Origin of the sequence: Rhizobium indigoferae (assembly GCF_034554815.1) — a bacterium.
GTDB classification, from domain to species: domain Bacteria; phylum Pseudomonadota; class Alphaproteobacteria; order Rhizobiales; family Rhizobiaceae; genus Rhizobium; species Rhizobium leguminosarum.
Genome location: NZ_CP140635.1, coordinates 309,902 through 330,361 on the forward strand (window position 1 = coordinate 309,902; position 20,460 = coordinate 330,361).

The window sequence follows — 20,460 nt, forward strand, 5'->3', positions numbered from 1 at the left end:
CCGTTCGTAATATGACATATATGGTCTATATCGACCAATATGGGCAACTTGAAATCATGGGTCAAGGCGCAAGGGAAACAATTCTCACTCCCCCTCTCTGTCGCGCGGCGCGCGGACTGCTCGACTGGACTCAGACCGATCTTGCGGAGAGGGCTGCCGTCTCGCGCAGCACCATCCGCGATTATGAAGGCCGGCACCACGACATCCACCGCGCGACGGAGGCGCAGCTGCGCCTCGCCTTCGAGGAGGGCGGCGTCAAATTTGTGGAGATCGAAGGGGCGGGCACCGGCCTTTGCCTGCCTGATACAGCCGGCTGACCTGATACAGCCGGCTGAACCGGCTTAGGGTGCCAGGCAGGTGGCTGAGACCTTGTAGATGGAAAGCGCCTTGCCCTTGTAGTTGCCTTCCGGCGGCTGCCAGTTCTTCAGTACCTCGGGCGTCTCGCTGGCGCAGGTGAAGGGCCCGTCCGTCAGGAAAAGCACCTTGCCGGTGATGTCGGCAGGCAGAGCGAATTCCTGCTCGTAATAGCTCTCCGGAAGGCCCGCGGGCGCTCGCGCATAGATCTTGTAGGACGCATCGCGGAGGGTATAGAAAAGATCGGCGACCATGTCGCGATTGTCGGTGACGATGATGTCGGTGCCGGTCTGAGCTGCGAGTGCGGCGGCCTCGCGGCTGACCTCGGCGCGGCCGAGATAACGCTTCATCAGCTCGTCGCCGTTCGGCAGCAGCAACTGATGCGGAAAGATCGTCGCCAGCGGAAAAAGCAGGCTGGCGATGCCGTTGATGGTCAGCGACAGCTTGAGCCCCTTCGGCCACATCCGGTAAAGCAGCCAGACGGCAAGGATGGTCCCGGCGACATAGGCGGTCACCGCCCAGTTGGCATAGGCCTTGGCGACGGTTGCCTGAAGCGTGATGAGCACCACCACCGGCATCGACAGCCAGATCAGCATCTTCTCGCGGTCGTCGCTCCTGCCCTTGATCATGTGATAGACCGCCCAGAGCATCGCGAAGAAGATGATCGGCCCGACGACGCCGAACTGGGCGGAGAAGAATTCAAGCCCGCGACGGACATTGATACCGAGTTCGCTCCAATGGGCGATATCCTGCGTATGCCGCACCGTCGTGTTGTCGTGCTGCAGGTTCCACCACAGGTTCGGCAGGGCGACGACCGCCGCGACCGCGACCGCGATGATGCAATCCCGGATGGCGATGCGTGCCGCCGGAATGAGGAGGAGGGCAAGCGCGCCGCCCGGAACGACGAACAGCACGGCATATTTCGTCAGGAAGGCGAGGCCGACGCTAAGGCCCATGACGAGCGCCAGCTCGACCGAGCGTCGCTGCGTAAGGCCGAAATAGGCAAGCAGCGCGATCGCGATGAAGAATAGCAGGATCACGTCGGTCGAGAAGAACACCGACGAAAGCGCAACGCCGGGGAGCGTGATGTAGGTGGCGCCCGTCCAGCCTTCGACCTCCGGCCCGACGAAACGTTTTGCCGTCTTCATCAGCACCAGTGCCGCCGCCATGTGGATCAGCGGTCCGAGCAGTCTGATCCAATAGATGGCGTTGGAGCCGGAAAGCTCGGTCATCGCCCGGATCACCCAGGCAATCATCGGCGGCTTGGAATAATAGCCGAGATCGAGATTCTGCGACCAGAACCAGTACTGCGCCTCGTCGACGAAAAGGTCCGTCGCATCGAAATTGAGCGTGACGACGCGCCAGAGCGTGAAGCCAAGAACGATGAGGAGACCAGATCTGGGGGACATGAACCGATAGTTCCGCTGACATGAAAGGCGCGAGTGCGATACACCAAAGGTGCCGGACTGCCAACTGGGAAGGGTGGGTCTAGCGCATCGGCCCGAAAATCGGAATCGATTTTCGGAAAGCACGATGCGTAGATTCAAAGTGTTAGAGCGTCCTTTGTGCGTCCGAAAGGACGCACGGCGCTCTAAAGCATGTCGCGCAAAACTGTGCAGCGGTTTTGCGATAACGACATGTGTAAAACAGAGAGCTAAATCGCGAGGAGCGAATCCCAAAGAATCGCGATGCGCTTTAGAACACCCGAAGCGCGCGGAGATCGCGGTTTGCAGCGAGAAAATCGAGACGGGCGACGGCGGCAAGCAGCGTCATTGCAATCAAGCAGGAACCCAATCCGAGAACAATCATTGCTCTGTCCTTGTCGACGTCATGTCTTGGTTATCGACCGGCATATAACACGGAGCTTGCGTGTGCCTTGTAGCAGCCGTGCAACTCCGCAGCAGTATTTGCTGTGAACGGCCTTGAATTGCTTCAAAAGCCTGCACCGCGAAAGGCTTATTAACCTTCAAGCAAGGAATTAACCATAAACATTGGGTTACACGTCGGAATGGGAAGATGCACTCGTTCCCACCAGGCATGACGCCGTCCCGCCGTACCGGGTTAATCCGGTATCCATCTCTTCAGACAGCTCCGAAACATAGCTGATCAGGGGGCTCGATCCGCCGGTTGCGACCGGTGGTGAGGACCGTCTCCACGCTTCGCGTTCATCGGATGCTGCGAAAGTTTTTGGCCGGGCCTTTGCCCGGAAAGTGGTTGGGGACAGGCGTTGAGGCAGGATATGCCATCAGATCAGGCTCGTGGCGCGCAGGCAGGCAGCTTGCGCGACCGCCTGCGCTTTGCCGGTCTCGATGCCGACCAGTGCGATCTGGTGCGCCGCAACCGGCCGGCCCTCGAAGCGCATCTGAAGGCGGGCCTTAGGGATCTCTTCCATAGGTTCCAGTCATTCCCCGACGCCTCGCGCAATTTCGAGAGCGAGCGCCAGGTCGACCGCCTGCACGATTTGCAGTCCTCGCATTGGGACGTGCTGACGGATGCGCGGTTCGACAGCCTCTATGCCGAGCGCGTCAAGGTTCTCTCCGATACCGAAAGCAAGATGGGCCTCGACCCGCGCTGGCACGTGGCCGGCCATGCCGTCATGCTGGAGCATGTCGTTTCCGCTCTCGCCGAGGAGATCGCCGGCCGTCCGCTGCTGCCGTCGGCCAAGCGCCGCACCCGCGAAATCTCCGATCTGATGACGGCGATCATCCGCATCGTCATGGTCGATGTGGAAATTGCCGTCTCGCTCCGCTTCAACGCGCTGCGCGCCGGGGAGCAGCGCGCGCTTGCCGACCAGCGCGCCGACAACGAGGCCGACATCGCCCGGATCTTCGGCGATGTCATCGACGGTCTTTCCGCACACGACCTGACACGACGCGCGCCCGTCGACGGCGCCTATGCCGGGATCGCCGCCGCGCTGAACGGCGCGTTGGATGGCCTCCAGGCCGAGTTCACCGCCATCACCGAGCGCACGGTCAAGGCCGAAGCGGCGACAGGCTCGCTTGCCGGTCTGTCGCGGCAGTTCGCCAGCACCGCTTCCGGACAGGCCGATCGGCTGCAGCTTTCCGCTGCGGCCCTTGCCGGCATCGCCGGCAGTGTGCGCGATGGTGCTGCCGACAGCCGCGCTGCCGAACAGGCGGCCGCCACGACGCGCGCTGCCGTCGAGGCAAGCGGCGAGGTCGTCGGCCGCGCGATCAGCGCCATGGCCGATATCGAGCAGTCGGCCGAAAAGATCGGCCAGATCATCGGCGCGATCGACGAGATCGCCTTCCAGACCAATCTTCTGGCGCTGAATGCCGGTATCGAGGCCGCTCGCGCCGGCGATTCCGGCCGCGGTTTTGCCGTCGTCGCCCAGGAAGTTCGCGCCCTTGCCCAGCGCTCGGCCGAAGCCGCCCGCGAGATCAAGACGCTGGTGACGACGACCAAGGCGCAAGTCGACGCCGGCGTGCAGATGGTCGGGCGCACGCAGGATTCGATCGGCAGCATCGTGCGTCAGGTCACCGACATCAACGCCGCCATCGCCGGCATCGCCACTCGAACCGGCGAACATGCCGCAAGCCTCGACAGCGTGACTTCAGACGTCAAGGGCCTGGGTGGCGAAGTGGCGGATAGTGCTGGACTTGCGGAGCGCTCCGCTGAAGGCGCCGACCACCTCCACACCGTCATTCTCGAGCTCGGCCAGACGATTCGCGAATTCCGCATCGCCCGGGAAAATGCCACTGCCGGGCGTCAAGCACCGGTTCGCGTGACACCGCCGCGCGCCATCGAGGCCGCCGCCCGTCCGGCACCGGCCGTGGACGAATACGAAAATGACGATTTTGGCCTTCCACAGCCCTTCGCAGGCGTCGGAGGTGGGCGGAATGTTTACTAACCTATCGGATGATTGCCCCAGCTCGTCTTTTCGGGCCGGGGATAAGGGGACAAGGAAAAGCTGATGGCAGCAAAGAAGAGTGGCAAGACGCTGGATTTGACAGCGGTGCTCGACCTCAACGAGGCTTCCGCCTTGCGCGATAAACTCCTCTCCCTCCGGGGTAGCGGTCTTTCGATAGACGCTTCCGGCGTCGAACGGATCGGTGCTCTTTGCGCCCAGGTTCTGATGTCCGCCGAGAAGACCTGGGAGCAGGACAAGCAGCCGTTCACCTTCTCCAAGGTGTCCGACGCATTTCAGAAAACGATGCAGCTGGTTGGCGTCAATATTGACCACCTGCTTGCCAAGGAGATTCGGCAATGAAGAAAAAAGTGCTCACCGTGGATGATTCCCGCACCATCCGAAACATGCTTCTCGTGACGCTGAACAATGCCGGCTTCGAGACGATCCAGGCGGAAGACGGTATCGAGGGCCTCGAGGTTCTCGAAGAGTCCAATCCTGACGTCATCGTGACCGACATCAACATGCCGCGCCTCGACGGTTTCGGCTTCATCGAAGGTGTCCGCCGCAACGAGAAATATCGGGCGATCCCGATCCTGGTCCTGACCACCGAAAGCGACGCGGAAAAGAAGAACCGCGCCCGCCAGGCCGGTGCCACGGGCTGGATCGTCAAGCCTTTCGACCCGGCCAAGCTGATCGATGCCATTGAGCGTGTAACCGCTTAAACCCAGGATTTGCTCCTATGGATATGAACGAAATCAAAGAGATCTTTTTCCAGGAGTGCGAGGAGCAGCTCGCCGAGCTGGAATCCGGTCTTCTGAAAATGAATGATGGCGATCGCGATCCGGAAACCGTCAATGCGGTGTTCCGTGCCGTGCATTCGATCAAGGGTGGCGCCGGCGCCTTCGGCCTTGACGATCTGGTAGCCTTCGCCCATGTTTTCGAGACCACTCTCGATTGCGTTCGATCCAACAAGCTTGAGCCGAACCAGGATGTCCTGAAGGTGATGCTGAAGTCGGCCGACGTGCTCGCCGACCTGACGAACGCCGCACGCGACGGCGGCAGCGTCGATGAAAGCCGCAGCCGCGGCCTCGTCAAGGAACTTGAGGCGTTGGCCAACGGCGAATTGCCGTCTCCCTCGGCATCGTCCGAAGCGCCGGCGCCGAAGGCCGCCGCAAAGGCTGCTCCGGCCGCTCCGGCGCCGACCCCCAAGCCGACCGACGACAGCGGCTTCCAGCCAGTCCCCTTTTCCTTTGACGATTTTGGCGGTGAGGGCGATGCGGGCGGCATGCCGGCCTATGAGGTCATCTTCAAGCCGCGCTACGAACTCTATTCCAAGGGCAATGACGCCACCCTGCTGCTGCGCGACCTCTCGCGCCTCGGCGAAATGACGATCTATTGCAATACGGATGAGCTGCCGGGCCTCGAGGAACTCGATCCGGAAGGCGCTTATTTCTTCTGGAACGTCACGATCAAGACGGACAAGGGCGAGGACGCCATTCGCACCGTTTTCGAATTCGCCGAGTGGGATTGCGAGCTGACGGTGAAGCCGGTCGAAGAATCAAGGGCGGACGCGACCAGCAACGACGAACTGCCGATGGTGCCGGTCCCCTTCGATCTGTCGATCCTGGACGAAACGGGCGCAACGGAAGAGGTTTCCGCCTCAGACGCGCGCGCCGAAGAGACGGCCGCAGCCGTTGCCGCCGCCGAAAATGCCTCCAACGTCACGCAGATGGCCGCAGCCGCCGCCCGCGTCGAGAAGAAGGAATCGGCAGCCGCCGCAGCGGCCGCAGCAAGTGCTGCCGCCCAGAACAATGCCGCTGGTGCCGGCCAGACGATCCGCGTCGATCTCGACCGTGTCGACCGCCTCATCAACCTCGTCGGCGAATTGGTCATCAACCAGGCGATGCTGTCGCAGAGCGTCATCGAGAATGACACGACCGGCACCTCCTCGATCAATATGGGCCTCGAGGAGCTGCAGCAGCTCACCCGCGAGATCCAGGACTCGGTCATGGCGATCCGCGCGCAACCGGTGAAGCCGGTGTTCCAGCGCATGTCGCGTATCGTCCGCGAAATCGCCGACATGACCGGCAAATCGATCCGCCTGATCACCGAAGGTGAAAACACCGAAGTCGACAAGACGGTCATCGACAAGCTGGCCGAGCCGCTGACCCACATGATCCGCAACGCCGTCGACCACGGCATCGAAACACCCGAAAAGCGCGCAGCCGCCGGCAAGAACACCGAAGGCACGGTCCGCCTCACCGCCAAGCATCGTTCGGGACGCATCCTGATCGAGCTTGCCGACGACGGCGCCGGCATCAACCGCGAAAAGGTCCGCCAGAAGGCGATCGACAACGACCTCATCCCGGCCGACGCCAACCTGTCGGACGAGGAAATCGACAACCTGATCTTCCTGCCGGGCTTCTCGACGGCCGACAAGATCTCCGACATCTCCGGCCGCGGCGTCGGCATGGACGTCGTCAAGCGCTCGATCCAGGCGCTCGGCGGCCGCATCAACATCACCTCGAAGCCGGGCCACGGTTCGGTCTTCACCATGAGCCTGCCGCTGACGCTCGCCGTCCTCGACGGCATGGTGGTCACCGTCGCCGGCCAGACGCTGGTCGTGCCGCTGACCGCGATCGTCGAAACGCTGCAGCCGGAAGCTGCCGCGATCCATTCCTTCGGTGCCAACCACCGGCTGATCTCGATCCGCAACAGCTTCTGCCCGCTGGTCGATGTCGGCCGCATCCTGAACTTCCGCGCCACCCAGGCCAATCCGGTCGAGGGCGTGGCGCTTCTGGTGGAATCCGAAGGCGGCGGCCAGCGCGCCCTGATGGTCGACGCCATCCAGGGTCAGCGCCAGGTGGTCATCAAGAGCCTGGAAGCAAACTACACCCACGTGCCGGGCATTGCTGCCGCCACAATCCTCGGCGACGGCCGCGTGGCTCTCATCCTCGATGTCGACGCAGTTGTCGGCGCCTCGCGCGGCCAGTCGCTCAAAGCGGAAATGTCGTTAGCAGCGGTGGGCTAAGGGAATGTCGTACACTGTAAAAAATCTGAACGAGGGGGATCGCGAGCTGATCGCGTTCCGCATCGGGGATCAGGAATTTTGCGTGAACATCATGTCGGTTCGCGAAATCCGGGGCTGGACCCCGGCGACCGCGATGCCGCATTCGCCTGGCTATATGCTGGGTGTCATCAACCTGCGCGGCGCGGTGCTGCCGATCATCGATCTTGCGGCCCGGCTCGGCATGAAGCCGGCCGATCCGACTGCCCGTCATGTCATCATCGTCGCCCAGGTCCGGCGTAAGGTCGTCGGCCTCCTGGTCGACGCCGTTTCTGATATCCTGACGGTGACCGACGAAACCATCCAGCCGACGCCCGAGATCTCCTCCGAACTCGAGCGTCAATTTGCCCGCGGCATTCTCGCCATCGAGAAGCGAATGATCTGCCTGATCGAACTCGAATCCCTCTTTCCAGAGACCGAAAGCGAAGCCGCATGAGTGTAATGGGCGCAAAAGATCAGAGACAGGGATCCGACGAGGTCCTGGCGAGCGGAGAATATCCGCTGACGCGCCGCGACCTCACTGAGATCGCCGCAATGATCTATTCGGATGCCGGCATCTTCCTCAACGAGACGAAGGCGTCGCTGGTCTATTCGCGTCTATCGAAGCATATCCGCAATCTCGGTCTGTCCGGCTTTCGGGAATATTGCGACCTCGTCGCTTCGCCGGCGGGTGCTGCGCCGCGGCGCGAGATGCTTTCGCACCTGACCACCAACTTTACCCGCTTCTTCCGCGAGAACCACCATTTCGACCACCTGCGCGACCATGTCCTGCCGGAACTTCTGCAGCGGGCGAGATCGGGCGGCAGGGTGCGCATCTGGTCAGCCGCCTCCTCCGATGGCCAGGAACCCTATTCGATCGCGCTGACGGTGCTGTCGCTGATGCCGAATGTCGCGGACTACGACTTCAAGATCCTGGCAACCGACATCGATCCGAAGATTCTCGCGATCGCCCGGGCCGGCGCCTATGACGAGAGCGCGCTTGAAACCGTGTCGCCTGCCATGCGCAAGCAATGGTTCAGCGAAGTCGAGATACAGGGCCGCAGGAAGTTCCAGGTCGACGACCGCGTCAAGCGGCTGATCACCTACAACGAGCTGAACCTGATGGCGCAATGGCCGTTCAAGGGCAAGTTCGACGTCATCTTCTGCCGCAACGTCGTCATCTATTTCGACGAGCCGACGCAGATGAAGATCTGGCAACGTTTCGCCGGTTTGCTGCCGGAGGGCGGGCATCTCTATATCGGCCATTCCGAGCGCGTTTCGGGTGAGGCAAAACACGTCTTCGACAATATCGGCATCACGACCTATCGCTATACGGCCAAAGGTCTCGGGAGGAAGGCATGAGCGCTCCGGCAAGAGTTCTCGTTGTTGACGACTCCCCGACGATGCGGGGCCTGATCACCGCCGTGCTGAGTTCCGACCCCGAGGTCAACGTCATCGGCCAGGCCGGCGATGCGCTGGAAGCGCGCGAAGCGATCAAGCGGCTGAACCCCGACGTCGTGACGCTCGACATCGAGATGCCAAACATGAACGGTCTCGATTTCCTCGAAAAGATCATGACGCTGCGTCCGATGCCGGTGATCATGGTATCCACCATGACCCATCGCGGCGCCGAGGCGACGCTTGCGGCGCTGGAGATCGGCGCGTTCGACTGCGTCGGCAAGCCGGCGCCGGGCGAACTCAGGCCGTTTGGCGACCTCGCCGAGAAGGTCAAGGCCGCCGCGCGCACGCAACGCCAGTATTCCCAGCCTGCTGCCGCCGTCGCGCCACCACCCTCGGTCGCCGATTTCCGGGTCGGCCGCAAGATCGTCGCGATCGGCTCGTCGACCGGCGGTGTCGAGGCGCTGATCGCCGTGCTGCAGAAATTTCCGGCGAATTGCCCGCCGACCGTTATCACCCAGCATATGCCGCCGACCTTCACCAAGAGCTTCGCCGAACGACTGAACCGTCTCTGTGCGCCGGTGGTGCAGGAAGCGACCGATGGTGCCCGTCTCGAAATCGGCAAGATCTATCTGGCGCCCGGCGGCGAGCGTCACCTCCAGGTCAGCAGCGCCTCGGCGCCGTGCTGCCGTCTCGTTGACCGGGCACCGGTCAACGGTCACCGCCCCTCGGTGGACGTACTTTTCGATTCGGTCGCGGAACTGGCGGGCCGCAATGCCGTCGGTGTGATTTTGACCGGAATGGGCCGCGATGGCGCCGCCGGATTGTTGAAAATGCGCCACGCCGGCGCCAGAACGCTCGGCCAGAACGAAAAAACCTGTGTCGTTTACGGAATGCCAAGGGTTGCTCACGAACTTGGCGCCGTTGAGCAGCAGCTCCCGCTGTCTGCCATCGGTGAAGAAATATTGAAAATGACAGCCGCCCGAAAGGAAGGGACCGAATAAATGTCGATCGCGGAGAAAATCAAAGTTCTGATCGTCGATGATCAGGTAACGAGCCGGTTGCTGCTCAGCGACGCGCTGACCCAGCTCGGTTTCAAGCAGATCACCTCGGCCGGCGACGGCGAGCAGGGCATGAAGATCATGGCCGAGCAGCCGCACCACCTGGTGATCTCGGACTTCAACATGCCGAAGATGGATGGCATCGGCTTCCTTCAGGCTGTTCGCACCAACCCGAACACCAAGAAGGCGGCCTTCATCATCCTGACCGCCCAGGGCGACCGCGCGCTGGTGCAGAAGGCGGCCCAGCTCGGCGCCAACAACGTGCTCGCCAAGCCGTTCACGATCGAGAAGATGAAAGCGGCCATCGAAGCCGTGTTTGGAGCCCTGAAATGATCACTGAGGGGGCAGCCCGCCGCGTGCACATCATTCAGGGCGAGTACAAGGTTCTGAGCGATCCGAATGCGGTCCTCTCGACCATTCTCGGTTCGTGCGTGGCTGCGTGCCTCAGAGATCCTGTCGCCGGTGTCGGCGGCATGAACCACTTTCTGCTGCCCGGTTCGGCGACGTCGCCGACTTCAGGTGGCGATGCCACGCGGTACGGCGTGCATCTGATGGAACTGCTGATCAACGGCCTCCTGAAGCAGGGCGCCCGGCGCGACCGGCTGGAAGCAAAAATCTTCGGCGGCGCGAAGACGATCTCGACATTCTCCAATGTCGGTGAGCAGAACGCGGCCTTCGCCGTGCAGTTCCTGAGGGATGAAGGCATTCCGGTGGTCGGTTCCTCGACCGGTGGAGAGCATGGACGCAAGCTTGAATATTGGCCGGTCTCCGGTCGTGCGCGGCAATACCCCCTGACCGGCGCCGAAACGCAGAGAACTGTCGCTCTCGAGCAGCGTCCCGCCGCTCCGCAGAAGCCCGTCGAAACCAGTATCGAATTTTTTTGATGGCGAGGATTTTCATATGACATTTAACCCGGTGATGGAGCCGCCTGCGCCTGTTGAAGCGCTGAGCGACATCCTGATGCGCATCGTGTCCGAACTGCACGATGTCGCCTATCTCATCGAGCGCATCGAGCCGCAGCTTCTCGAAATCGGCGGCGCCGAAATCCTGAATTCGCCGGATGCCATGAAGGTCATGCAGGGCATTGATCTGGCAGTGCAGAAATCGCGCGGCCTTGCCGAATTTATCGATACCATCACCGGTGAAATCCCGCACGGCTGGGCAGTCGATGTCGCAACCGCGCTCAGCCTCGTCAAGCTGGCAGAGATGCAGAAGGCATTGGGCGGCGCCACACGCCACGGCCATTCCCAGCCATTGAGCAAGGCAGCCGGCGACTTCGATTTCTTCTAAAGCGCGTCGCAATCTTCAGATTCGCGCCTTGCGCTTTAGGCCCATTTTGCGCATGTCGTTTTCGCAAAACCGCAGCACACCTTTGCGCGACATGCTTGGGACCTTTTCGGCCCTGCCGTTCTTCACGAAACGCTCGCACAAGTTTCGCCGACTATTCGTCTGATGAGGCAATAAGCCTGCTTTGTCTTTGACGGATCGTGCGAGAACAGAATGAATCTGTTAAATCAATTAGTTCAGATATTTAAGAACTTCGGCGCCTTGGGCCGAACGCGCCTGATGATTCTTGGAGGCGTCGGTGCCGTCTCTATCGCAATCGTCCTTGCGGCTGCCCTTTTCGTCAACAAGCCGGCACAGGAAACGCTCTATGTCGGTCTGGACTCGCCGGATCTCAACCAGATCAGCATGGCGCTTGCCGAAGCCAACATCAATTTCCAGGTCGGCACGGACGGCACCAGCATCAGCGTCCCCGCGGGGATGACGGGCAAGGCCCGCTTGATGCTTGCCGAGCGCGGCCTGCCGAACAGCGCCAATGCCGGTTACGAACTCTTCGACAATGTCGGCTCTCTTGGCCTGACCTCCTTCATGCAGGAGGTGACGCGGGTTCGGGCGCTGGAAGGCGAAATCGCCCGCACCATCCAGTCGATCTCGGGCATAACAGCCGCACGCGTCCACATCGTCATGCCGGAGGTCGGAAACTTCCGGAAGGCGGAGCAGAAACCGACTGCCTCCGTCATGATTCGCGCCAGCGCGACCACCGGGCGCAGCGCAGCGACCTCGATCCGCCACCTCGTCGCCTCGGCTGTGCCGGGGCTTGACGTCGATGACGTGACCATTCTCGATTCCGCCGGCCAGCTGCTCGCTTCCGGCGACGAGGCGAGCAACAGCTCGCTGAACCGCTCGCTCAACATCGTCCAGAACGTTCAGCAGGAAGTCGAATCCAACATCGACAAGGCGCTGGCACCCTTCCTCGGCATGGACAACTTCCGCTCCAGCGTCACCGCCGATCTCAACACGGACGCCCAGCAGATCCAGGAAACGACCTACGATCCCGAATCCAAGGTCGAACGCTCGGTTCGCTCGACGAAGGAAGCCCAGCAGTCACAGCAGAAGCAGTCCGATAGCGCGACGACGGTCGAGCAGAACATTCCGCAGGCGGCCCCCGAGGCCGGCGGTTCCGCCGGGCCCGAATCGCAGGACAAATCCGACAAGCGCGAAGAGCAGACCAACTACGAAATCAACAGCAAGACGACGGCGACGACCCGTAACAGCTATAAGGTCGAGAAGCTTTCGATCGCTGTGGTGGTCAACAAGGGCCGCATCGCCAAGATGGTCGGAGAACCCGCCGACCAGACCAAGGTTGATGCCTATCTTGCCGAAATGCAGAAGATCGTCGCTTCGGCGGCCGGCATCGACGCCAAGCGCGGCGACGTCGTCACCGTCACGGCCATGGACTTCCTCGAAAACCAGCTGCTTGAAGACGCCACCGGTGGCGTCCGCGTCATGGACATGCTGAGCCGCAACCTTGCCGGCATCATCAACTCGCTCGCCTTTGTCGCGGTCGCCTTCGTGGTGGTCTGGATGGGTCTGCGGCCGCTGGTGCGCAGCGTCAGCGGCAACGGCAGCTCCGCGGCTTTCGGCGACGCCACGCCGGAAGCGGCCGGCCTCGAGCTTCCGGACTTCGCGCCTGCATCAGGCGCCGCCGGTGGCGCTCTCATGGACGGCTTCGGGTCCGATTTCGGCTTCGACAGTACCGAGGACCTGCTCAGCCTCGGCGACGACGATGGAAACTTCAATCGGCGCGTCAAGGAAGGCCCGGAACGCAAGCTTTCCCGTATGGTCGAGATCAACGAGGAACGCGCCGCGAAAATCCTCAGGAAATGGGCGATCGACGACGCAGCGTAAAGCAAAGGCCGGGCAACCGGCCTTTTTTATGTCGGTACCCGAAGCGTGATTCCCCAACCGCTGTTTGCCGAAAAGCCGTGACTGCAGATACGAGAGACCCGGCCTGACATTCAGGGTCGGGAATTCGAATAAGACGATAGACCCGATCACTGAAATGCGGCTGTAGCGCGACATGATGAGAGGGACTCGCGTAAAACGCGAAGCAAGTTGCGATACCGCCAGAATCACCTTAGCCTCCTTATATCTTGAAGGCTGGAACGAGTGATCGAATCAGTGCATTGGCGACAGCGAAAGTAAATCCCTAGAAGTCGGAGATGGTGATTTGCATCGGCTGGCTTACCCTTAGGTGATTCGAAATGGGATTCGAGCGGGACTTGAATTGAATCCCTTACAGAAAAATTGCTGTTGCACCGAGTTCGATCGTTTCTCAGCCGCAGGACGTTGCCAATGGATATGAATGTAATTCAGGCGAGCAAAGGCGAGAGGCAGATGGCGAATTTCGCGAGTGCGGTGGTGCCGGATCTGTTGCCGCGCGATGAGCTGCTCCAGCGCCTCCACGGTGTCACCAGCAGCGGCAGGTTGCAGTCTGGCCTGCGCGCACTGACGGACTACGTGGGTGCTTCGCACTATCTTCTGGCGCGCTGCGATCTCCTCCAGGAAAGTGGCCTCGATTTCATCGTTTCGTCTGATTGGCCCTTCGACCTGGTCAGGGACATCGCCAATGATCTGGTCCGCGGCTATGCACGTTCGACCGAGCTGGAAAGATGCATGCAGGTCTTCCAGCCGAATTTTGCTCTTCTGCCTGACAGTGCCGAAGTTCCGGACGGCGCCAGCCGCCAATATTGTTCGGTGACCTTCAATGTCGGCCGGTCGCGGCTGGCTCTGATGTTCCTGTTCGGCGAGGGATTCATTCTTTCGCCGGAGCGGTTGCGCGATGTCGGTCTGCTTGCAGGTTATGTCGCGAGCTTCCTTCGCTGCGGCGGGACGAGGGTCGATCGCGATTTCGAATTGACGGACCGGGAACTGGAATGCCTGTTCTGGATTGCCGAGGGCAAGACCAGCGACGAGATCGCGATGATCCTCGGAATTTCCCGCAATACCATCAACAACTACATCACCAGTGTGATGCGCAAGACGGCGACCAAGACCCGGTCCGAGGCCATTGCTTTCGCCGTCCGGAATAATCTCGTATAGGGGGATCTATGGGGCACCCATCAGGCAGGACGATGAGCAGCGCTGAGCAGCTGCGCATGGTGCGTGTGAGCAGGATTTCCAGCCGGTCCGATCTTTTTCCGCGGCTGATCGCGATGCAGAAGCTCGTCGATGCGCAAGGATTCGCGATCTTCCGCGTCAGCGGTTCGGGCCTTCCGGCAAAGCAGCGGCTTGCCTGCGAGCTTGAGAACTGGGGACCGTCCAATGCCGGTTTCGGCAAGGCCTTCGCAGACGCCTATGGCGATATTCTTCTCGACCATATCGACAAATCGCTGCTGCCGCTTTCATGGGCCGGCGGTTACGACCGTGCGGCGCCCGGTCCGGCGGACTTCGCGCCGTTCATGACCCGGCTGCAGGACGGTATTCTGCCTTTCTCCGGACTTGCCTTTCCGGTGCGGCTCGGCGCCGTCGGCAACGGTTTCATCCTTTTTACCGGCGATGAGATCGATCCATCGAGCGATACCATCGTCGAACTGCACGGTCGCTGCTGCCATATCATGATGGATCTACTCTCGCTCGACGAACGCCGCACCGCCGCCGCCGAGGCGCTCAGCGAACGCGAGATCGCCTGTCTACAGCTTGCCGGCGACGGCCGCATCAGCGAAGAGATTGCCGACAAGCTTGGCCTGTCGGTGCACACCGTGAACGCCTATCTCGGCTCGGCGACCATCAAGCTCGATTCCGTCAACCGTATTCAGGCGATCGCCAAGGCAATCCGGCTCGGTTATATCAGCTGAACCCGCGCAGGCTGTAAGGCTTTGAATTGCGGTCCAAGGCGAATGTGAAAGCTCGGTTGTCTTGAAAGTCCTCAGCCGGCCAGCGACTGAGGCGGCTGGTTCACGCTGTAACGCGCTTCCCGAAGGCTCTTTTTGAGGAAGATGGTGTTCTCGTCAGGATCGGCCGAGGGATCCTGGAAAGCGATATGATTGATCTCGATGCCGGCGTGATCTTCGGCAAGGGTGAGCTGCGCGTAGACGGTGACGCCGCGCGGTTTGATTTCCAGGTCGAGAACGACTTCGGGCTTGCCACCCCACTCCAGCGTATAATTGCCGCCCAGGCCGAAATTCACCGTGCCCGGATGAAAGAAAAGCTCCGCCGCCGAAGCGACGAGATCGGAAAGATTGCCGTAATACTCGAAGCGCAGCAGTGAAATTAGGTCAGAAGCATCCAGAAGGCGCAGTTCAGTGGCGACCGGGCTGATCGCGTCTGCGAGGATCTTTTCACGCTGGGTAGAGTGGGGGCATTTTTTCATTCGGCTTATCTGACCCGTTTGTTCTTGGCGTCTGCGGCGTAGACCCGGTGGATGAGCTCCGCAACGGCCTTATAGAAGACTGACGGGATGACACTATCGATCGAGACTTGCGCAAACATGGAGCGCGCAAGCGGCGGATCCTCGAACACCGGTATGCCGTTCTGCTCGGCAATCTCCCTGATTTTGAGCGCAATAAGGTCCTGACCCTTGGCCAGCACCACCGGCGCATCGTTCTCTTCACGCGCGTAACGCAGCGCCACCGCATAATGCGTCGGGTTTGCAATCACCAGCGTCGCGCGGTGCACGTTGGCGATCATGCGCCGGCGCGCGCGGTCGCGCATCAGCGAGCGCTGCCGGCTCTTGACGAAGGGGTCGCCCTGCGCCTGCTTGTTTTCTTCCTTCACCTCGTGCCGCGTCATCTTCAGCTCGGTGAACCAGTGATGGCGCGTCCAGAAAAGATCGGCGATTGCCACGATCGCGGTGGCGATCAGCATGACGATGATGATCTTGCGCATCGCTGCCATCATTCGCACGAGAATCGTCTGCGGATCGGAGAACATCGCGTCGATCGAGCCGAAATATTCGCTCCTGAGCACGAAGAACAGGATCACCCCGACGACGACCACCTTGAACAGCGACTTTCCGAATTCGACCAGGCCGGGCACACTGAAGAGCCGTGACCAGCCTTTGATCGGCGAGATACGCGAGGCCTGCGGGCGGATGCGTTCAAGCACCAGCGTCGGCAGATTCTGGAAGACGGAGGAGGCGATGCCGAACACCATGAACAGGATGAAGGCAGGCGCCACCAGCGCGGCACTTGCCCAGCCGAGCCGCCCGAACAGCGCCAGCACATCCGGCCCCGTCTCGATCTTCCATTGATCGGGCTGTTCGAAGATGTCGCGCAGCGTTTCACTCATGCGTCCGACGCTGTCGGGAAGGAAGAATACGAGGTAAATGAAGGTCGCGAGGATCGTCGCAAAGATCGAAAGCTCGCGCGAAGACGGCACGTTGCCCTTTTCCGCGGCATCGCTTTGCTTTTTCGCGGTTGGGGCTTCTGTTTTGCTGTCCTTGTCATCGTCTGCCAAGTCGCGGCCCTCCGTCAAAAAAATAGGCCGCAGCTAATGCATGCCGCCCCAAAAAGGTGCAGCGGTTTTGGGATAACGACATGCATCAGAACAAAGCTCTAAAGCGCGTCGCAGGAACCGAGTTCTATGCGACGCGCTTTAGAGCGCGGTCTATGGCTGGAAGGGTAGTCGCCTGTGGCACGGCGATCAACAGCCGCCTTTCGGCATGCCGGATTTGTCAACAGTCTCGACGTGCCGATGCATGTTGCCTGGAAGTGTGCAGCGGTTCCGGGATAACGACGTGCATAAAACAAGGAACTAAAACGAGTCGCATGAATCAGTTCACTGCGACGCGTTTTAGGCGGCCGCCGAAGCGTCGCCTTCCTTTTCCTTGAGCTCGATCTGACCGGAATTGGCCAGGCGAATCGCTTCCTGGGCCACGGCGCGGCGGGCAATCGCGATCTCGCGCGGATTGACGCCGCCCATGCCGCTCTGCAGATCCGATTCGATCATGCGGCGCTGACGTGGGCTGATGGCGGAGAGAACCGATTCGCGAATCTCGGGGGGCGACCCGCGCAGCGCGACGGTGAGCACATCCGTCGAGATGTCGTTGAGCAGCATGACGCGGCTGCGCTGCGGCATGTACATGAGGTCCTCGAACAGGAAGATCTTCGGGCGAACCTTGTTGACCGATTCGCGGCTGATCGATTCGAGCGAGCTGAGCAGCGTGTCGACCTGCGGCTTGTCGAGCTCGTTCATGAGATCGGCGACCTTCGTCGAGCCGGCTGCATTGCGCTCTGCCTCGACCTCGGCAAGCAGCGTCATGACCTGGTTTTCAATGATCTGCGCAGCCTTGGGGCTGACCGCCTTCATATTGACCGTTCTGTTCATGATGTCGGCGCGGCGGTTGTCGGGAAGCTGCAGCAGCACCTTGGCGCCGAAGGAGGAGGGCATCATCGAAAGAATATAGGCGACGGTCTGCGGATGTTCGCGCAGCAGGAATTGTGCGACGAATGTCGGCTCCGCCTCGCTAAGGCGATCCCAGATCGAGGTTTCGTAAGCTTGGAATGCGGTGCGGCGGCCGAGCAGGCTATCGACTTCGTCGGGCGTCAGGCCTTCTTCCAGGATGGCCTCGATCGCCTTGGCGTTGTCCATCAGTCCGGCGCCCTCGGTGAAGAGGTCTTCGAACTCGGAGACGAGCAACAGCAGCTCGTCCGGCGGAATGGCGCGTAGCGACTGGGCGGATGAGATAATGGTCTGCAGTTCGGCCTGGGTGAAATATTTCAACAGCCTGCCGGCGACTCCCTTTCCCATAGCGAGAAGAACAGCCGCCGCCTTTTCAGCCTGGGTCAACGGTTTCCCGGCTAGCGCGCCGCCGAAATCGTCAAAGTCCATCATGGTCTAACCTCTCCGTCCCACACAGGGATCAGGCTTTTTTCGTACTCAAAACTTCTATTAGTTTCACACCGAATCGCGTGTCGTCGTTATCAAGCACCGTAATTTCGCCGCGGGCAATCCTGCGGCCATTCACCATGATCTCGACCGGTTCGCCGATCTTCTTGTCGAGGGCGATCGTCGCCCCTTCATTGAGGTTCATCAGGCCGGAGACCTGCATGCGGCTGGTGCCGAGCATGATCTGGACGTCGATCGGGATGTCCATGATCAGGTCGAAGTTGGAATTCAAAGCGCTGCCGAGCGGGGCTGGCGACGCCTCGAAGGAACTGCTGCCGAAATCCATGCCGGCAGCCGGGCTGGCATCGCCGCCGCCGAAGTCGCCGCCGAAATCGTCGCTGCCAAAGGGGGTTTCCGAAGTCTCGCCACCAAAGGCCGCCAGGTCCGTTCCTGCTGCGAAGGGGTCGCTCTGCAGGTCGTCGCCAAACTGCGACAGGTCGCCGTCGGCATCCTGCTTCAGCACGCCGCGCAGATCGTCGATCGCCTGATCGAGATCCGCTTCGCTGCCCGGAAGATCCAGGGAGAGGTCGCTGTTCTGCTGTGTTTTCTTCGTAGCCATGAAATCACTATTCCAGTTGAAACTTGCCTCAAACTGCCTTTGCAGCCCAAAAGCCAGAGAACCGATTAATTCATTAAATGACGGATGAGTTCATCATCCGAGTTCATCGTATCCTTGACGCGGACCATGTAGTTTTCGCCTGAACGCCCGAACTCGCACACATACAATTCCTTGCTGTTGGCGCTGACCTCGACACGCACGTCGCCGTGGTCGCGGAACGGAATGACGTCGCCGACCATCAGCTTCGATATCGTGCGCAGCGTCAGGTCCTGCAGCCTGATCTTGGCCTCGAGCGTGACATGTGAGCGGCGGACCTGGTCACCGAGCTGTTCGGTCCATTCCGCTGAGTTGCTGCTGGCCTGGCGTTTCGGCTTCGGCGGCGTCACCTTGGTCTTGAGCAGTGCCGTCTGCGGAACGATCAACGAAAATTCCGAAACGATGCCGGCAAGCGCGATCGACATGTTGATGGCGGCCGCGAATTCATCCGGACGATCCTCCTGCGGCCGGGCGCGCGTGTCATGGGCGTGCGGAGCCGAAAGGCTCGGTTCGAAACCACCCGGCGCGTTGACGGCCGAGCGCAGCACCTTGGCGATCTTGTCGAAGACCATGACCGCCAGATCGAGCTCGATGATCGAAAGCATCCGGTCGGCCGGTTCCTCGATTGTATCGGCGGTGGCGCCGAGCAGATGCTCCATCAGCGTGATGACGAAGCCGTTGCCGCAGGCAAGCGTAATGTTCTGCGACCAGTTGCGCAGCGTCGCGTCGACGAGTGTGACGTTCGCGCTCAGGTCTTCGATGAGGTGGTTCTTGTAGCCGATCTCGCAGCCGAGATAGTTGACCGTCACGTCGAGGCCGGTCTCGCTTTTGATGACGTCGGGAAAGAATTCACTGTAGATTTCCCCGAAGGAACTGCAGATCTTGGCGACCCTGCCTCTGTCGCCAAGCCCGCCTGTCAGCTTGGCGAGGAGGGCAGGATCCATTGTCGGTTTGTCGTGCGAAGCATTGCTCATAGTCATTTAAGCCGCCTTGTTTTCGCCACCTGGGTTCATCATTTCCTGCTCGACCGCATCGATGGACGGACGCTCGTAAGCCGAGATCGTCTTGCGGCCGTATTCGAGAGCGACCTGCGGTACCGAGCCGTTCATATAGGCAAGCAGTGTCTGCTTGACGATGACGTAGAGGCGGTGCTGCTTGTTGCGCACGACCTTGATCTGGGAGACCAGCGGCGAGCAGACGCAGTAGGACAAGAGAATGCCGAGGAAGGTGCCGACGAGCGCCGAGCCGATCAGGTGGCCGAGCACTTCAGGCGAATCGTTGATGTGGGCCATCGCCTTGATGACGCCGAGAACGGCCGCGACGATGCCGATCGCCGGGAAGGAATCGCTCATGATCTGGATCGAGTGGTAGGGCTTCATCTTGTCGTGCATGATGGTGTTGAGCTCTTCGTCCATCAGCGCTTCGATCTCGTGGCTGCGGGCGTTGCCGATGATGATCAGGCGTACGTAGTCGCAGATGAACGCCGTCAGCTCCTTGTTCTTCAGAACCGTCGGAGCCGCCTGGAAGATCGTCGATTCGGCCGGATTGTCGATATGGGCTTCGATTTCGTTTCGCGACTTGGTGCGCAGGTCGCGCATTAGCGAATAGAGCACGCCGAGCGTATCGAGATAATTGCGTTCCTTCGGCACGGCGTGCCTGAAGGCTTCGCTGAGCGCCTTGCCGGAGTCCTTCACCACCTTCATCGGGTTCGCCATGATGAAGCTGCCGAGGCCGGCGCCGCCGATGATGAGGAATTCGAAGGGCTGGAACAGCGCGTCCACTTCGCCGCCCATCGCCATGAAGCTGCCGACGATACAGCCGCAAGTCACTATAAATCCGATAATGATATTCATCGTCAGCCCAATCTGAACGTTGCTTTTCTTTGAGACGGATAGGGTTTCTGCCTTGCGTGAGGCTGATGAAAGGCCCGATCGCGAGGCATTTCCGCGTGCCAGCTTCGCGCAAG

Annotated in this window: 21 protein-coding genes; 14 read left to right on the plus strand and 7 right to left on the minus strand. The window is 60.8% G+C overall.

Going from position 1 to position 20,460, the window contains the following annotated elements:
• The first annotated feature begins 11 nt into the window (after window positions 1-11).
• Window positions 12-317 (plus strand): helix-turn-helix transcriptional regulator, encoded by a 306-nt coding sequence (locus U5G49_RS01595; RefSeq protein WP_018445827.1) that lies wholly within the window; start codon window positions 12-14, stop codon window positions 315-317.
• A gap of 24 nt (window positions 318-341) precedes the next feature.
• Here U5G49_RS01595 and U5G49_RS01600 read toward each other — a convergent pair whose 3' ends face one another.
• Complete coding sequence (locus U5G49_RS01600; RefSeq protein ID WP_193446803.1) at window positions 342-1,763, minus strand: ArnT family glycosyltransferase; 1,422 nt, start codon at window positions 1,761-1,763, stop codon at window positions 342-344.
• Between the two features lie 830 nt (window positions 1,764-2,593).
• Between U5G49_RS01600 and U5G49_RS01605 the strand changes: the two genes are divergently transcribed.
• From U5G49_RS01605 to visR, 13 genes are all read left to right on the plus strand, one after another.
• On the plus strand, window positions 2,594-4,222 hold the full coding sequence (locus U5G49_RS01605) for a globin-coupled sensor protein (RefSeq protein ID WP_193446804.1): 1,629 nt from the start codon (window positions 2,594-2,596) through the stop codon (window positions 4,220-4,222).
• A 63-nt stretch (window positions 4,223-4,285) separates the two neighbouring features.
• Complete coding sequence (locus U5G49_RS01610) at window positions 4,286-4,582, plus strand: STAS domain-containing protein (protein ID WP_003545491.1); 297 nt, start codon at window positions 4,286-4,288, stop codon at window positions 4,580-4,582.
• Window positions 4,579-4,944, plus strand: a complete 366-nt coding sequence (gene cheY1 / locus U5G49_RS01615) for a chemotaxis response regulator CheY1 (RefSeq protein WP_003545492.1) — start codon at window positions 4,579-4,581, stop codon at window positions 4,942-4,944. The genes U5G49_RS01610 and cheY1 overlap by 4 nt, the downstream gene beginning before the upstream one ends.
• A gap of 17 nt (window positions 4,945-4,961) precedes the next feature.
• The gene (locus U5G49_RS01620) at window positions 4,962-7,253 is read left to right on the plus strand and encodes a chemotaxis protein CheA (RefSeq protein ID WP_193446805.1); all 2,292 of its coding nucleotides are present in this window, start codon (window positions 4,962-4,964) and stop codon (window positions 7,251-7,253) included.
• A 4-nt stretch (window positions 7,254-7,257) separates the two neighbouring features.
• A complete protein-coding gene (locus tag U5G49_RS01625) occupies window positions 7,258-7,725 on the plus strand; it encodes a chemotaxis protein CheW (RefSeq protein ID WP_012756045.1) in 468 nt (155 codons plus the stop codon).
• Window positions 7,722-8,630 carry a protein-glutamate O-methyltransferase CheR gene (gene cheR, locus U5G49_RS01630; RefSeq protein ID WP_017992932.1) on the plus strand — a complete coding sequence of 303 codons (909 nt, stop codon included), beginning with the start codon at window positions 7,722-7,724 and terminating at the stop codon, window positions 8,628-8,630. The genes U5G49_RS01625 and cheR overlap by 4 nt, the downstream gene beginning before the upstream one ends.
• The gene (cheB, locus tag U5G49_RS01635; RefSeq protein ID WP_193446806.1) at window positions 8,627-9,670 is read left to right on the plus strand and encodes a protein-glutamate O-methylesterase CheB; all 1,044 of its coding nucleotides are present in this window, start codon (window positions 8,627-8,629) and stop codon (window positions 9,668-9,670) included. Before cheR ends, cheB begins: the two co-directional genes overlap by 4 nt.
• Window positions 9,671-10,060: a response regulator gene (locus U5G49_RS01640; protein WP_003556488.1), complete on the plus strand. Its 390-nt coding sequence runs from the start codon at window positions 9,671-9,673 to the stop codon at window positions 10,058-10,060.
• Window positions 10,057-10,611 carry a chemoreceptor glutamine deamidase CheD gene (cheD, locus tag U5G49_RS01645; RefSeq protein WP_018244796.1) on the plus strand — a complete coding sequence of 185 codons (555 nt, stop codon included), beginning with the start codon at window positions 10,057-10,059 and terminating at the stop codon, window positions 10,609-10,611. Before U5G49_RS01640 ends, cheD begins: the two co-directional genes overlap by 4 nt.
• Window positions 10,612-10,627: 16 nt before the next feature.
• A complete protein-coding gene (cheT, locus tag U5G49_RS01650; RefSeq protein WP_018072555.1) occupies window positions 10,628-11,017 on the plus strand; it encodes a chemotaxis protein CheT in 390 nt (129 codons plus the stop codon).
• A gap of 210 nt (window positions 11,018-11,227) precedes the next feature.
• Window positions 11,228-12,919, plus strand: a complete 1,692-nt coding sequence (fliF, locus tag U5G49_RS01655; protein ID WP_018244797.1) for a flagellar basal-body MS-ring/collar protein FliF — start codon at window positions 11,228-11,230, stop codon at window positions 12,917-12,919.
• Window positions 12,920-13,366: 447 nt separating this feature from the next.
• The gene (visN, locus tag U5G49_RS01660; protein ID WP_028734030.1) at window positions 13,367-14,113 is read left to right on the plus strand and encodes a transcriptional regulator VisN; all 747 of its coding nucleotides are present in this window, start codon (window positions 13,367-13,369) and stop codon (window positions 14,111-14,113) included.
• 8 nt (window positions 14,114-14,121) lie between these two features.
• Window positions 14,122-14,868: a transcriptional regulator VisR gene (visR, locus tag U5G49_RS01665; protein WP_193446807.1), complete on the plus strand. Its 747-nt coding sequence runs from the start codon at window positions 14,122-14,124 to the stop codon at window positions 14,866-14,868.
• A gap of 71 nt (window positions 14,869-14,939) precedes the next feature.
• On the opposite strand, the gene U5G49_RS01670 is transcribed toward visR, so the two are convergent.
• From U5G49_RS01670 to motA, 6 genes are all read right to left on the minus strand, one after another.
• Window positions 14,940-15,383: a hypothetical protein gene (locus U5G49_RS01670; protein WP_130715626.1), complete on the minus strand. Its 444-nt coding sequence runs from the start codon at window positions 15,381-15,383 to the stop codon at window positions 14,940-14,942.
• 5 nt (window positions 15,384-15,388) lie between these two features.
• Window positions 15,389-16,468, minus strand: coding sequence for a flagellar biosynthesis protein FlhB (gene flhB, locus U5G49_RS01675; RefSeq protein ID WP_026188625.1), 1,080 nt, complete (start codon window positions 16,466-16,468; stop codon window positions 15,389-15,391).
• Window positions 16,469-16,804: 336 nt separating this feature from the next.
• A complete protein-coding gene (gene fliG / locus U5G49_RS01680) occupies window positions 16,805-17,845 on the minus strand; it encodes a flagellar motor switch protein FliG (RefSeq protein WP_003545520.1) in 1,041 nt (346 codons plus the stop codon).
• A 28-nt stretch (window positions 17,846-17,873) separates the two neighbouring features.
• Window positions 17,874-18,458, minus strand: coding sequence for a flagellar motor switch protein FliN (gene fliN, locus U5G49_RS01685; protein ID WP_047622533.1), 585 nt, complete (start codon window positions 18,456-18,458; stop codon window positions 17,874-17,876).
• Window positions 18,459-18,523: 65 nt separating this feature from the next.
• Window positions 18,524-19,474 carry a FliM/FliN family flagellar motor switch protein gene (locus U5G49_RS01690; protein WP_193446808.1) on the minus strand — a complete coding sequence of 317 codons (951 nt, stop codon included), beginning with the start codon at window positions 19,472-19,474 and terminating at the stop codon, window positions 18,524-18,526.
• Window positions 19,475-20,347 carry a flagellar motor stator protein MotA gene (motA, locus tag U5G49_RS01695; protein WP_018244805.1) on the minus strand — a complete coding sequence of 291 codons (873 nt, stop codon included), beginning with the start codon at window positions 20,345-20,347 and terminating at the stop codon, window positions 19,475-19,477. It abuts the gene before it with no gap.
• Window positions 20,348-20,460 lie beyond the last annotated feature (113 nt).